This window comes from Amycolatopsis sp., assembly GCF_035546795.1.
Classification (GTDB): Bacteria; Actinomycetota; Actinomycetes; order Mycobacteriales; family Pseudonocardiaceae; genus Amycolatopsis_E.
In genome coordinates this window covers 1-13,559 of the sequence record NZ_DASZWC010000015.1, presented here as the reverse complement: position 1 = coordinate 13,559, position 13,559 = coordinate 1, and the positions used below count along the sequence as shown (strand labels likewise).

General features: G+C 68.9%; 12 protein-coding genes and 2 rRNA genes. 12 read left to right on the top strand and 2 right to left on the bottom strand.

What is annotated here, in order from left to right; genetic code table 11:
• Positions 1 to 1,697 (top strand): 23S ribosomal RNA (locus VHD82_RS10785); the annotation flags it as partial.
• 89 nt (positions 1,698 to 1,786) lie between these two features.
• Positions 1,787 to 1,903 (top strand): 5S ribosomal RNA (gene rrf, locus VHD82_RS10780).
• A 757-nt stretch (positions 1,904 to 2,660) separates the two neighbouring features.
• On the opposite strand, the gene VHD82_RS10775 is transcribed toward rrf, so the two are convergent.
• On the bottom strand, positions 2,661 to 3,308 hold the full coding sequence (locus VHD82_RS10775) for a hypothetical protein (RefSeq protein WP_325700527.1): 648 nt from the start codon (positions 3,306 to 3,308) through the stop codon (positions 2,661 to 2,663).
• Positions 3,309 to 3,470: 162 nt separating this feature from the next.
• Between VHD82_RS10775 and VHD82_RS10770 the strand changes: the two genes are divergently transcribed.
• The 10 genes from VHD82_RS10770 (at position 3,471) to VHD82_RS10725 (ending at position 12,360) form a co-directional block, all read left to right on the top strand.
• Complete coding sequence (locus VHD82_RS10770; RefSeq protein WP_325700524.1) at positions 3,471 to 4,307, top strand: hypothetical protein; 837 nt, start codon at positions 3,471 to 3,473, stop codon at positions 4,305 to 4,307.
• Entirely contained in the window at positions 4,300 to 5,310 is a 1,011-nt protein-coding gene (locus VHD82_RS10765) for an HAD-IIA family hydrolase (protein WP_325700521.1), read from the top strand. Before VHD82_RS10770 ends, VHD82_RS10765 begins: the two co-directional genes overlap by 8 nt.
• 22 nt (positions 5,311 to 5,332) lie before the next feature.
• Positions 5,333 to 5,530, top strand: coding sequence for a hypothetical protein (locus VHD82_RS10760; RefSeq protein WP_325700518.1), 198 nt, complete (start codon positions 5,333 to 5,335; stop codon positions 5,528 to 5,530).
• A gap of 3 nt (positions 5,531 to 5,533) precedes the next feature.
• The gene (locus VHD82_RS10755; protein WP_325700515.1) at positions 5,534 to 6,343 is read left to right on the top strand and encodes a TlyA family RNA methyltransferase; all 810 of its coding nucleotides are present in this window, start codon (positions 5,534 to 5,536) and stop codon (positions 6,341 to 6,343) included.
• Positions 6,340 to 7,236 (top strand): NAD kinase, encoded by an 897-nt coding sequence (locus VHD82_RS10750; protein WP_325700513.1) that lies wholly within the window; start codon positions 6,340 to 6,342, stop codon positions 7,234 to 7,236. Before VHD82_RS10755 ends, VHD82_RS10750 begins: the two co-directional genes overlap by 4 nt.
• A 97-nt stretch (positions 7,237 to 7,333) precedes the next feature.
• A complete protein-coding gene (recN, locus tag VHD82_RS10745) occupies positions 7,334 to 9,139 on the top strand; it encodes a DNA repair protein RecN (RefSeq protein WP_325700530.1) in 1,806 nt (601 codons plus the stop codon).
• Between the two features lie 76 nt (positions 9,140 to 9,215).
• Positions 9,216 to 10,400 carry a putative cytokinetic ring protein SteA gene (gene steA, locus VHD82_RS10740; RefSeq protein ID WP_325700510.1) on the top strand — a complete coding sequence of 395 codons (1,185 nt, stop codon included), beginning with the start codon at positions 9,216 to 9,218 and terminating at the stop codon, positions 10,398 to 10,400.
• A complete protein-coding gene (locus VHD82_RS10735; RefSeq protein WP_325700507.1) occupies positions 10,397 to 11,344 on the top strand; it encodes a copper transporter in 948 nt (315 codons plus the stop codon). The genes steA and VHD82_RS10735 overlap by 4 nt, the downstream gene beginning before the upstream one ends.
• Before the next feature lie 23 nt (positions 11,345 to 11,367).
• A complete protein-coding gene (locus VHD82_RS10730; RefSeq protein ID WP_325700504.1) occupies positions 11,368 to 11,802 on the top strand; it encodes a VOC family protein in 435 nt (144 codons plus the stop codon).
• A 96-nt stretch (positions 11,803 to 11,898) separates the two neighbouring features.
• The gene (locus VHD82_RS10725; protein WP_325700501.1) at positions 11,899 to 12,360 is read left to right on the top strand and encodes a nuclear transport factor 2 family protein; all 462 of its coding nucleotides are present in this window, start codon (positions 11,899 to 11,901) and stop codon (positions 12,358 to 12,360) included.
• 322 nt (positions 12,361 to 12,682) lie between these two features.
• Here VHD82_RS10725 and VHD82_RS10720 read toward each other — a convergent pair whose 3' ends face one another.
• A complete protein-coding gene (locus VHD82_RS10720) occupies positions 12,683 to 13,522 on the bottom strand; it encodes a TIGR03621 family F420-dependent LLM class oxidoreductase (RefSeq protein WP_325700498.1) in 840 nt (279 codons plus the stop codon).
• Positions 13,523 to 13,559: the final 37 nt, after the last annotated feature.

Sequence of the window (13,559 nt, the reverse complement as noted above, 5' to 3'; positions counted from 1 at the left end):
CCGCCGAATGACCAAGGGTTCCTGGGCCAGGCTAATCCGCCCAGGGTAAGTCGGGACCTAAGGCGAGGCCGACAGGCGTAGTCGATGGACAACGGGTTGATATTCCCGTACCCGCAAAAGAGCGCCCATATCGAACCTGGTGATGCTGAGCGCCTGAAGCCGCAATCCCTTCGGGGAGCGTGGTGGAGCGCGCGACCCGAGCCAGCAGTAGATAAGCGATGGGGTGACGCAGGAAGGTAGTCGTACCGGTCAGTGGATATACCGGGGTAAGCGTGTAGGGCGTCGTGTAGGTAAATCCGCGCGACACATAGCCTGAGACGTGATGCATAGCCGATTGCGGCGAATTCGATGATCCTATGCTGCCGAGAAAAGCCTCTAGCGAGCTCTCCGCGGCCCGTACCCCAAACCGACACAGGTGGTCAGGTAGAGAATACCAAGGCGATCGAGCAAACTATGGTTAAGGAACTCGGCAAAATGCCCCCGTAACTTCGGGAGAAGGGGGGCCGGTTGTGGTGACGGGATTTACTCCCCGAGCTGAGGCCGGTCGCAGAGACCAGCGAGAAGCGACTGTTTACTAAAAACACAGGTCCGTGCGAAGTAGCAATACGATGTATACGGACTGACGCCTGCCCGGTGCTGGAAGGTTAAGAGGACGGGTCAGCCGCAAGGCGAAGCTCAGAATTTAAGCCCCAGTAAACGGCGGTGGTAACTATAACCATCCTAAGGTAGCGAAATTCCTTGTCGGGTAAGTTCCGACCTGCACGAATGGCGTAACGACTTCTCCGCTGTCTCAACCGCGAACTCGGCGAAATTGCACTACGAGTAAAGATGCTCGTTACGCGCAGCAGGACGGAAAGACCCCGGGACCTTTACTACAGCTTTGTATTGGTGTTTGGTGCGGCTTGTGTAGGATAGGTGGGAGACTGGGAAGCCGGCACGCCAGTGTCGGTGGAGTCAACGTTGAAATACCACTCTGGCCGCCTCGGATGTCTAACCTCGGACCATCACCTGGGCCAGGGACAGTGCCTGGTGGGTAGTTTAACTGGGGCGGTTGCCTCCTAAAATGTAACGGAGGCGCTCAAAGGTTCCCTCAGCCTGGTTGGCAATCAGGTGGCGAGTGCAAGTGCACAAGGGAGCTTGACTGTGAGACCGACAGGTCGAGCAGGGACGAAAGTCGGAACTAGTGATCCGGCGGTGGCTTGTGGAAGCGCCGTCGCTCAACGGATAAAAGGTACCCCGGGGATAACAGGCTGATCTTGCCCAAGAGTCCATATCGACGGCATGGTTTGGCACCTCGATGTCGGCTCGTCGCATCCTGGGGCCGGAGTAGGTCCCAAGGGTTGGGCTGTTCGCCCATTAAAGCGGCACGCGAGCTGGGTTTAGAACGTCGTGAGACAGTTCGGTCCCTATCCGCCGCGCGCGTAGGAGACTTGCGGAAGGCTGTCCCTAGTACGAGAGGACCGGGACGGACGAACCTCTGGTATGCCAGTTGTCACGCCAGTGGCATGGCTGGTTAGCTACGTTCGGAAGGGATAACCGCTGAAGGCATCTAAGCGGGAAGCCTGTTCCAAGATGAGGTCTCCCACCCCGTGAGGGGTTAAGGCCCCCAGCAGACTACTGGGTTGATAGGCCAGAAATGGACGCACAGTAATGTGTTTTCGAGTTGACTGGTACTAATAGGCCGAGGACTTGCCCACAAACATGCTACGCATCCACTCTACAGCTCTGAAACACCACACCAGCGACAAGTCGCATGACTGTTTCGCTGCGTGTGTGATCGTAGTGTTTCGGTGGTCATGGCGGCGGGGAAACGCCCGGTCCCATTCCGAACCCGGAAGCTAAGCCCGCCAGCGCCGATGGTACTGCAACCGAAGGGTTGTGGGAGAGTAGGACACCGCCGAACTAAACGTCCGAAGGGCCCGCTAGGATAGCCGGTTGGCTGCTCCTAGCGGGCCCTTTGTGCATGTTCGCAAGATTTTTTCAACTTCAACGAGGAGGAAGACGTGGCGGAGTACGGACGGCGCGACACAGGGGACGACGCCGCGTCCGGCCGCCCACGACACCGTGACTCGTCCCCCGACAAACGCCGCACGGGTTCTCCGCGAGACGACAAGCGCGGGTCGGGCAGCGGCAAATCGGGGCAGTACGACCGGGATCGCGGTAACGCCGGCAAGCCCCGCGAGGGTGACCGCCGGTCTTCCGGAGGCAAATTCGAAGGCCGTGGCGACCGCCCGTCCTGGAACAAGGACAGGCGCGACGGTGACCGCGGCTACCGTGGTTCACGTGATGACCGCCAGGGCGGCGGTTCCCGTGGCGGCGACAGGCGCGACAGTGACTCCCGCGACTCCCGCGATAGCCGTGGCTACCGCGGTTCGGGCGACAATCGCCAGAGCGGTTCCCGGGACAACCGCGGCTACACCGGTGGTTCCCGGGACAACCGCGGCTACACCGGTGGTTCCCGGGACAATCGTGGTTACGGTGGCGGTTCCGGTGGTTCCAGGGACAACCGTGGCTCTCGTGACGACCGCCAGGGTGGCTCCCGGGACAACCGTGGCTATGGCGGCTCCCGCGATGAGCGTGGCAGGGGTGGCAGTCGTGACTTCGGCGACCGCGGCCGCAGCTACGGCTCCCGCGACGATCGTGGCCGCAATTTCACCAATTCAGGGGACGACCGCGGCCGCGGTTCCAGCGGTTCTCGCGATGACCGGCGTTCCGGCGGTGGTCGTGACTTCGGTGGCTCCCGTGGCGACGACCGTGGACGCGGATACAGCGGCCCGCGGGGCAACGATCGTGGCGCCGGCGGTTCGCGCGGCGACGATCGCGGCCGTAATTTCGGTGGCTCCCGTGACGACCGGGGTTCCGGTGGTTTCCGTGGGGATGACCGGCGTTCCGGCGGTTACCGGGGCGATGGGCCGCGCGGTGGGCGGAGCTTTGACGACTCCCGCGGCGACCGTGGCCCTCGTGGCGACCGGAAGTTCAGCAACGACCGCGGGGCGAGCGGTGACCGCAAGTTCGGCGACCGGGGCCCTCGGGACGACCGCGGTGCTCGTGGCGGCCAGAGCTTCCGGGACGATCGCGCTCCCCGGGGCGACCGGAAGTTCGGGAACGACCGCAACTCTCGGGATGACCGGAAGTTCAGTGGTGACCGCAACTCCCGGGATGACCGGAAGTTCAGTGGTGACCGCAACTCCCGGGATAGCTGGAAGAGCGGCAGCGATCGCGGTCCCCGGGATGACCGGAAGTTCAGTGGCGACCGCAACTCCCGGGACGACCGGCGGCCGACCGGTGCTCGTGAGCGTCGGGAGCACCAGGGCGGTGGGCCGCGCAGCGGGTTCCCGCGCACAGCGAGCAAAGCCAACGAGCAGCTTGACGATGCCACCCTCGCGAGGGAGCTGCTCGAAGCACCCGAGCTGCCGGAAGACGTCGATTTCTCCGACCTCGACGAAGAGGCTCGCCGCGAGCTGCGGACGTTGCCGAAGCAGCTCGCCGAGACTGTGGGCAAGCACCTGGTCGCGGCCGGCGGCCTGATCGACACCGACCCCGAGGCCGCGCTCGAGCACGCCCGGTACGCCAAGGCCAAAGCCTCCCGTGTGCCGATCGTGCGGGAGGCGCTCGGTCTGGTGTCCTACCACGCCGGGAACTGGGCCGAGGCCCTGTCCGAGCTGCGCGCGGTGCGCCGGATGACGCGGACCGACACGCATATCGCGGTCATCGCCGACGCCGAGCGTGCGCTGGGCCGGCCGGAGCGGGCCTTGGACCTCGCCAAGGAGGCCACGGCGGGCAATCAGCTTCCGCGTGAGGTCGAGATCGAGCTGCGGATCGTCGCGGCCGGGGCGCGCCGCGACATGGGGCAGCTCGACGCGGCGGTCGTCTCGCTGCAGGGTGCGGACCTCGACCCGAAGAAACGCGACCCGTGGAGTGCGCGGCTGTTCTACGCATACGCCGACAACCTCGCGGCGGCCGGACGCACCGAAGAGGCGATTCGCTGGTTCCTCACGTCAGCCGAAGCGGACGAGGAAGACGAGACCGACGCCGCCGAGCGTGCGGCCCGGCTGACCAACGGCGACGAGCCCGACACGGACGAGTTCGCCGACGCCGACGACCTCGACGGGGAGCAGGCGGCCGGATCCGTCGACTCCGACGAGACGGACGCGGACGATTCGGCGACCGATGCGGTCGGGACAGAGACTGCGGTCGGGACAGAGACTGCGGCCGGGACAGAGACTGCGGCCGGGACAGAACCCGAGACCGAGGCCGAAACCGAAACAGAGACCGGCGAATCCCGGGGCAAGGCGTCGGATGACTGACGGCGACACCCTGCTCTCGCTCTACGACGCCGTCCTGCTCGACCTGGACGGCACGGTCTACCACGGTCCCCGCCCGATCCCCGGCGTCGCCGAGACGATCCGGGACGTGCGGGGCCGGGGCGCGGCCGTCCGGTTCGTCACCAACAACGCCTCCAAGGCGCCGGGTGACGTGGCCGAGACGCTGCGCGCCATGGAGATCGACGCGGACGTCGCCGAGGTCAGCACCAGCGCGCAGGCCGGCGCGAAAGTGGTTCGTCAGGGGCTGGACGAAAACAGCATCGTGCTCGTCGTCGGCGCTCCGGCGCTCGTCGCGGAGGTCGAAGCGCTGGGGCTGCGAGCTGTCCGCGAGAACCGTGAGGGCGTGGCTGCGGTCGTGCAGGGGCACTGGCCGGAGACAGGCTGGAAGCACCTGGCCGAGGCAGCGCTGGCGATCCGCGACGGGGCCCGGTGGGTCGCCTGCAACGTCGACGCCACCCTGCCCACCGAGCGTGGCCTGCTGCCCGGCAACGGGTCGATGGTCGCCGCCCTCCGGACAGCCACCGGCGCCGAGCCGGTCGTGGCCGGCAAGCCCGCCGCGCCCCTTCTGCACGCGGCAGCCGAGTCGGCCGCCGCGGACAAGCCGCTGGTGGTGGGTGACCGGCTGGACACCGACATCGCCGGGGGAGCCGCCGCCGGGTTCGATTCGCTGCTCGTGCTGACCGGGGTCTCGACGCCGGCCGAACTGCTCGCGGCCCCGCCCGGGCAGCGTCCGACGTACGTCGCGGCCGAGTTGAGCGCGCTCACCGGCTCGGCGAAGGACCTGCTTGCCGGCCCGCAGGACGGCTGGCGCGTGCACGCCGAGGGCGATGCTCTCGTCGCCTCCAGCGAGGGAGCCGAGGACGCGTACACGTTGCTTCGCGCCCTCTGCGATGTGGCCTGGGAGTCGGGCATCTCCGCGGTCCGTGCCGCCGACGACCGGGCCCGCGAAGCACTCGCCGGGCTGGGGCTCACATCCACCGACTGACCGATCCGTTAGCGTGGTGGGCGTGCAGCAACAACCGTATCCGCAGCCGAACCCGGTGCCGGGTCCGCCGCCGCAGCCCGCGGACCCGCGCGCGGGCATCGAAGAGGCCATGAACGGTCTCGACAACCTCGACCAGGTACCGCTCGCCGAGCACGTCGAGCGGTTCGACGCCGTCCACACCGAGCTCACCTTCGCGCTGTCCAGTATCGACAAGGTTTGACGGATGCCCCGTAGGGCCCGCCTCGACGCCGAACTGGTCCGCCGGGGTCTCGCCCGCTCCCGTGAGCACGCGAGCACGCTGATCGGCGAGGGCAAGGTGTCGGTGCGCGGCATGGTCGCGAGCAAACCCGCCACCGGCGTGGAGAACGACGCGCCCATCGTGGTGCGCGACGCCGACGACCCGGGCTGGGCCTCGCGTGGCGCGCACAAACTCCTCGGCGCGCTGGAAGCCTTCGAACCGCTCGGGCTTTCCGTTGCGGGCAAACGCTGTCTCGACGCTGGTGCCTCCACCGGCGGGTTCACCGACGTCCTGCTCCGGCGTGGCGCGCGCACCGTCATCGCCGCCGATGTCGGCCGGGGGCTTCTCGACTGGCGGCTGCAGACCGACGAGCGCGTCGTCGTGCTCGACAAGACGAACGTGCGGAACCTGACGCCGGACCAGACCGGCGGGCCGGTGGACGTCGTCGTCGGCGATCTGTCGTTCATCTCGCTCAAACTCGTGCTCCCCGCGCTGGCCGCGTGTGCCGAACCGGACGCCGATCTGGTGCCGATGGTCAAACCGCAGTTCGAGGTCGGCAAGGAACGCCTCGGCAGCGGCGGTGTGGTCCGCGATCCGGAACTGCGCGCGCAGGCCGTGCTGGACGTGCTCGCCACAGCCGGGGAACTGGGCCTGCACGCGCACGGGGTGGTCGCGAGCCCGTTGCCGGGACCGTCCGGCAACGTCGAATTCTTCGCCTGGCTGCGCCGCGAACCGTCCACTGTGGACGATGTGGTGGAGCTGGTGCGCACCGCGGTCAGAGAGGGCCCACAGTGAGCGAAGACCGCGAGGTGCTGCTCGTCATGCACCCCGATCGCGAGACCAGCAGAGAAGCGGCCCAGCACGTCGCGGGCAAGTTCGCTGCGGCGGGCGTGGGGCTGCGTGTCGCCGATCCGCAGGTGCGGGATCTCCTCGACGACGGCACCTGCCGGCTGGTCGGTCCGGAGGCGCCCGCGCAGGGCGCCGAACTGGTGCTGGTGCTCGGCGGCGACGGAACTCTGTTGCGGGCGGCCGAGATCGCGCGCCCGGCGAGCGTTCCGGTGCTGGGGGTGAACCTGGGCCGCGTCGGCTTCCTCACCGAGGCCGATTCGGACGCGCTGGAGGACACCGTGCATCGCGTGGTCGAGCGCGACTACACCGTCGAGAAACGGATGACCGTCGATGTCACCGTGACTGTCGACGGTGAGCGGGTGGCCGAGACGTGGGCCCTGAACGAAGCCAGCGTGGAGAAGGCATCCCGGGAACGGGTGCTCGACGCGCTGATCGAGGTGGACGGCCGCCCGGTGTCCGCTTTCGGTTGTGACGGTGTGCTCTGCGCCACGCCGACCGGCTCGACGGCTTACGCGTTTTCCGCCGGCGGGCCGATCATCTGGCCGGACGTGGAGGCGTTGCTCGTCGTGCCCAGCAACGCGCACGCCATGTTCTCGCGGCCGCTGGTGGTCTCGCGGAGTTCGGTGATCACCGTTGGCGTCGACCCCGATGGCTCACCTGCCGTGCTGACCTGCGACGGGTTGCGGCACGTCGCGTTGCCGCCGGGAGCGCGGGTGAAGGTGGTCGCCGGCCGGGTGCCGGTGCGGCTGGCCCGGCTGTGGCGCGGCCCGTTCACCGATCGTCTCGTGCACAAGTTCGCGCTGCCGGTGAAGAGCTGGCGCGAGCGTCACTCCGGCTGATCGAGCGACACGTTCGAGCCGTAGGTCTTGGTCGACACGCCCCTGTCGATCGAACATAGGTTCGCAATTGTCAGTGGGTGCCGCTACGGTGGTGCCCGTGCTGGCCGAGATGCGCATCCAGGGCCTCGGAGTGATCGAGGAAGCCCTGCTCGAACTGCACCCGGGATTCACCGTCGTCACCGGGGAAACGGGTGCGGGCAAGACGATGGTGGTCACCGGGTTGCACCTGCTCTCCGGTGGGCGGGCCGAGGCTTCGAAGGTCCGCAACGGCACCGGCAAGGCCACGGTGGAGGGCCGGTTCGAGGGCGTGTTCGCCGAGCACGTCGCCCGGATCGTGACCGACGCCGGTGGTGAGGCCGACGAGGACGGCAGCCTGATCGCGCTGCGCTCGGTGGGCGCCGATGGGCGTTCCCGCGCGCACCTCGGCGGCCGGTCCGTGCCGGTGAGCGTGCTGTCCGACCTGGCCGACCGGCTGCTGGCGGTGCACGGGCAGAACGATCAGCTGCGGCTGCTGCGCCCGTCCGAGCAGCGGGACGTGCTGGATCGCTTCGCGGGGGACGCGGTGGCGAAACCGCTGCTCGAATACCGTTCGGTCCGGAACGAGTGGCAGTCCGTGGTCACCGAGCTGACCGAGCGGCAGTCGCGTTCGCGGGAGATGGCGCAGCAGGCGGATCTGCTCCGGCACGGCCTGGACGAGATCGCCGCGGTGGAGCCGCAAGCGGGCGAGGACACCGAGCTGGCCGAGCAGGTCAAACGCCTCGCCGCGGCCGACGAGCTGCGCAGCGCCGCGGGTTCCGCGCAGGCCGCGGTGTCCGGTGCTCCGGACGGAGATCCGGATCAGCCCGGCGCCCTCGGCCTGGTCGGCGAGGCGCGGCGCAGGCTGGCGTCGGTCGAAGACCCGGTGTTGCGGGAGCTGGAGCCGCGGCTGGCGGAAGCGGCCGTGCTGCTCTCGGATGTCGGTGCCGAGCTCGGAGGCTATCTCGACGGTCTGGACGCCGACCCGGAGCGGCTCGAGCAGGTGCTCGCGCGGCAGTCCGACCTGAAGAAGCTGACCCGCAAGTACGCGGCGGACGTGGACGGGGTGCTGGCCTGGGCGGAGGACGCCAGGGCTCGTTTGTCCACTATGGACACTTCGGAAGAGGCGCTGGCGGAGCTGGCGGCGAAGCGGGACGCGCTCGCGACAGAACTGGCCGGTCATGCGGCGAAACTGTCCGCGGCCAGGGTGCTGGCGGCCGAACAGCTGGCCGCGGCGATCACCTCCGAGCTGTCCGGGCTGGCGATGGGGCAGGCCGAGATCGACGTGACGGTCCAGCGGCACGCGGCCGAGGGCTCCGACGCGCAGGCGCTGCGCGTCGAGGGTGAGCTGGTGCACGCGGGCCCGGATGGGATCGACGACGTGGAGCTGTTGCTCAAGGCGCATTCGGCCGCGCCGCCGATGCCGGTGCACAAGGCGGCGTCCGGCGGCGAGCTCTCGCGCGTCATGCTGGCCATCGAGGTGGTGCTGGCGCACGCGGACACGGTGCAGACCCTGGTGTTCGACGAGGTGGACGCCGGTGTCGGCGGCCGGGCCGCGGTGGAGGTCGGCAGGCGGCTGGCCCGGCTCGCCCGCAGTCACCAGGTCCTCGTGGTCACGCACCTGCCGCAGGTGGCCGCCTTCGCGGACCGGCATCTGGTGGTGGACAAGGGAACCGCGAAGGGCATCACGCGCAGCGGCGTGAAAACGCTCGAACCGTCCGAACGGGTGGAAGAGCTGGCCCGGATGCTCGCCGGGATGGACGGCACCGAAACCGGCCGCGCGCACGCCGAGGAATTACTCGCCGTGGCCGAATCGGATAAAGCTTCCCCAGGTCCGGAAGGGAAAAAGGGCTCGAACAACCCGCGTAAGCGGCGCAAACAGGCGTAGGAATCACTCTCACGAAGAGCAACGTCCCCGGCGTGTTGGCCCCACCATCCGGCGTCTGTTTGTCACTATCGGTGGTATGAAGCTGACCGGCCTGCTCACGCGTAACACCGAGAACCTGCCCGGACTCGTCGGTGTGGCCAGGGTGGATCGGCGCACGCGCGAACTCCTGCGCCGGATCAGCCCGGGCGACATCGTAGTCCTCGACCAGCTCGACCTCGACCGGGCCACCGCCGACGCGCTGGTGGAGGCCGAGGTCGCCGCGGTCGTCAACGCCTCGCCCTCGATCTCGGGACGGTTCCCCAACCTCGGCCCGGAGATCGTGGTCGCCGCCGGTATCCCGCTGATCGACGGGGTCGGCGGGGAGGTGTTCCACAAACTCAAGGACGGCAGCAAGGTCCGGCTGCACGAGGGCACCGTCTACAGCGGAGAGCGCGAGATCGCCTCCGGCAGCGAGCTGACCGTCGAAGCCGTCGCCGATCAAATGATCGAGGCCAAGGCCGGGATGTCCACCCAGCTGGAAGCCTTCTCCGCCAACACCATCGAGTTCCTGCGCCGCGAGCGCACCCTGATCCTGGACGGGGTCGGGGTGCCGGACGTGCGGGTCGCGTTGCGGGACAGGCACGTGCTCATCGTCGCCCCCGGCAAGGGGCATGCCGCGGACCTCAAGGCGCTCAAGAAGTACATCGGTGAGCACCGGCCGGTGCTGGTGGGCGTGGACGGCGGCGCGGACACCCTGCGCGAGCTGCGCTACGAGCCGGACATCATCGTCGGCGACCCGCACGGGATCGACGCGGAAACGCTCAAGTGCGGTGCCGAAGTGGTAGTGCCGGCGCAGCCCGACGGGCACGCGCCAGGGATCGCCCGCATCCAGGACCTGGGCATCGGGGCGGTCACCTTCCCGGCGTCGGGCAACCCGGAAGATCTGGCGCTGCTGATCGCCGACACGCACGAGGCGAGTCTGGTCGTGACGGTCGGGTTCCAGGCGACGCTGCGGGAGTTCCTGGACCACGGCCGGTCGGGCTCGAACCCGTCGACGTTCCTCACCCGGCTCAAGCTGGGCACCAAGATCGTGGACGGCAAGGCGGTCGCCGCGCTGCACCGCAGCCGTGTCTCGATCGGGGCGGTCGTGCTGCTGGTGCTCGCCGCGCTGATCGTCGTCGCCGTCGCGCTGCTGATGTCCGATGTGGGCAGTGTCTACCTCGACTGGCTGCGCGACACCTGGAATTCCTTCACAAGCTGGGTCAAGGGGCTTTTCGCGTGATCTCTCTGCGGTACCACGTCATCTCGATCGCGGCGGTCTTCCTCGCACTGGCGGTCGGGGTGGTGCTCGGCTCGACGGCGCTGAGCGGTTCGCTGCTTTCCGGACTGTCCAACGAGAAGGGCGAGCTGGCCAGCCAGGTCTCCGACCTGCAGGCGCAACGCAACCAGCTCAACGCGCGGCTGACCGACGCGGACGCCTTCGCCGGTGCGATGGGGCCGAAGGTGGTCGCGGGCGCGCTGGACAAGCGCTCGGTGGTCATGGTGACGACCGAGGAGACCAGCCCCGCCGACCGGGACGCGCTCAAGCAGCTGATCACGCAGTCCGGCGCGACGGTCACCGGTGAACTGCAGCTGACGTCGTCCTTCATGGACCCGGCGAAGGCGGATCAGCTGCGCCAGGTGGTGACCCGGCTGCAGCCTGCGGGCGCCACGTTCCCGACGGCCGGTGACCCGGGCACGCTGGCCGGCGCGCTGGTGGGTTCGGTGCTGCTGCTCAACAAGGACACCGCGCAGCCGCAGTCCACCACGGCCGAGCTGGCGGCCGCGATCGGCGGGCTCACCGACGGCGGGTTCGTCAAGGCCAGCCCGAACATCGGGCCGGGGCAGCTCGCCGTCGTGATGACCGCCGGGCAGGCCACCGGGGACGGTGCGGGCGACAAGGCCGCCACGCTGGCGCGGTTCTCCGCGCAGCTGGACCGTTCGGGCGCGGGCACCGTCCTGGCGGGTGACCCGGCTTCGGCCGAGGGGACCGGCGCCATCGGCGTGGTGCGCGCCGACACCTCCGCGACGTCGATCCTGTCCACTGTGGACAACGTGAACACCGCGGCCGGGCGGGTGGCCACCGTGCTGGCGCTGCGGGAGCAGCTCGACGGCGCCGTGGGCCGGTACGGGATCGCGGGCAACGCGCAGGCGCCGGCGCCGGGTGTGAACCCCTCGGGTAGCTAAGCCCGCGCCACTATGGTTGAGCGATGGCGTCGGTCAGACAGGTCCAGATAACCTTCGATTGCGCGAACCCCGAACGTGTCGCCCGGTTCTGGTGCGAGGTGCTGGGGTACGTCGTACCACCGCCGCCCGCGGGCTTCGACACCTGGGACGAGTTCGACCGTTCGCTGCCGCCGGAGCGGCAGGGGGCGGCGTTCGCCTGCGGTGACCCCTCGGGCGCGGGCCCGCGACTGTTCTTCCAGCGCGTTCCCGAGGGCAAGGTGGTCAAGAACCGGGTGCACCTCGACGTGCGGGTCGGCACCGGGCTCGTGGGCGAAGAGCGCCTCGCCGCGCTGCAGGCGGAGTGCGCACGGCTGGTCGCGCTCGGCGCGGTTCGCGTGCGAGTGCTGCAGTCCGATGGCTACGACGAGTCGTGCATCGTGATGCAGGACATCGAGGGCAACGAGTTCTGTTTGGACTGAGTGGCGGCCGCATACCCGCACCGGGTACCGCACTGGGCCGCGGTTTGCCGAGAGTACCCGCCGCATGGTGGGACCTGCGGAAATAGCCTGAGCGGCATGGTTGACTCTCTCTCCGACCAGGACCGGCGCCAGCGCGCGCACAGTGCGGTCGACCAGGTGCACGACCGGCTCATCGTGCGTGATCTGTACGGGCTCGCGAACGTCTGGGCGCCGCACGGCACGCTGGAGTTCCCGTTCGCCCCGCCCGGCTTCCCCCGGCTGCGTGGCCGTCAGGAGATCATCGGGTACCTGCGCGAGTTCTTCGAGGCCCTGCGGGTCACCGGAATCGCGAGCGAGACGCGGCACGAGACCGCGCGGCCCGACACGCTGGTGGTGGAGTGGGAGGCGGACGCGGTCGGGATGCGCTCCGGCCGCCGCTACCGGCTGCCGTACGTGAGCATCGTGGAGGTGGGCGCGCTGGGCGTCCTGTCCTTTCGGGACTACTGGAGCCCGCTCGCCAACGGGCAGGCGCTGGGCAGGCTGGACGAGCTGATCGCCATGCAGGAAAGCGCTTCCTGAACGGTGGCTGTGGTCGGATTGGTAACGGACGGCACCGTACGGACGCTACGCCGAGCTGGCCGACCACGTTTTCGCGCTGGAGACCGGTGCCGGGCCGGCGGGCAGCCTCGAATTCGTTCCGGAGGAAGGGAAATATCACGTCGAACACCACCGGCTGTTGTTCGCCGGGATCACCCGCGCGCAAAGGCACCCCTACCTCAGCCACGCCGCCGGACGGTTCGGGCGCGCTGCGCTCACCGTTCCTGGCGGACGTGACCGAAGGAGTGGCGCGGCTCGGCGGCGTTTCCCGTGCCAGGCCAAGGGAAACGCGGCCGCGGTTGCGTCAGGTGCCTGCCAGTTCCTCGACGATCGGGGCGGCCTGCTCCAGCGCGCGGATGTTGAACGTGACGTAGGAGATGCCGAACTCGTCGCGCCTGCGCCGCAGCACGTCGGCCGGCGAGTCGCCGGTGAGCACCGAGACGTGCTGGTTTTCCTTGGCCCTGGCCGGATCCACGCCGAACTGCCGGACGAACGGCGGCAGCTCCTCGTCGCCGACGGCGAACACGTTCACGCTCAGTTCGAGTTCGCCGAACCGGTCGCCCGCCGCTTCGCGCACCAGGCCGAGCCGTCCGGCCAGGCCTTCCTCGGTGCCGTCCCCGTGCACCGCCACGATGTCGGCGCGCCGCGCGGCGAGGGTGAGCAGCTTGTCGCCGCCGCCGGCCACCATGATCGGCGGGCGTGGGCGCTGCACCGCCTGGAAAGCCTTGTCCTGCACCAAAAGCCGATCGACCGTATCGATGATCTCGGCGACCTGCCGCACCCGCGAACCGGCCGTGCCGTAGGGGACGCCGAGCACGTCGGCGTTGTGCGCCCCGTCGGGCCTGCCCGCGCCGAGGCCCAGCTCGAACCGGCCTTCGGAGAGCTGGTCGAGGCTCGCGGTCTCCCAGGCGACAAGGCCCGGCGGGCGCAGCGGCGCGGCGAGTACGAAGTTGCCGAAGCGGAGCCGTTCGGTGGTCGCCGCCGCAGCCGCCAGCGCGGGGAAGGCCGACTGGATGCCGACACCGTCGGGCATGAGCAAGGTGGAAAAGCCGAGGTTTTCGGCCTGTTGTGCGAGTTTCGTCCATTCCCGCGCCGAACCCGTGGACGTGGCCACGAGACCGAAGCGGAACAACCGGTCGGGCAAGGCGGGCTCCCTTTGCTAGAGTTCGGGTACTCCAGCG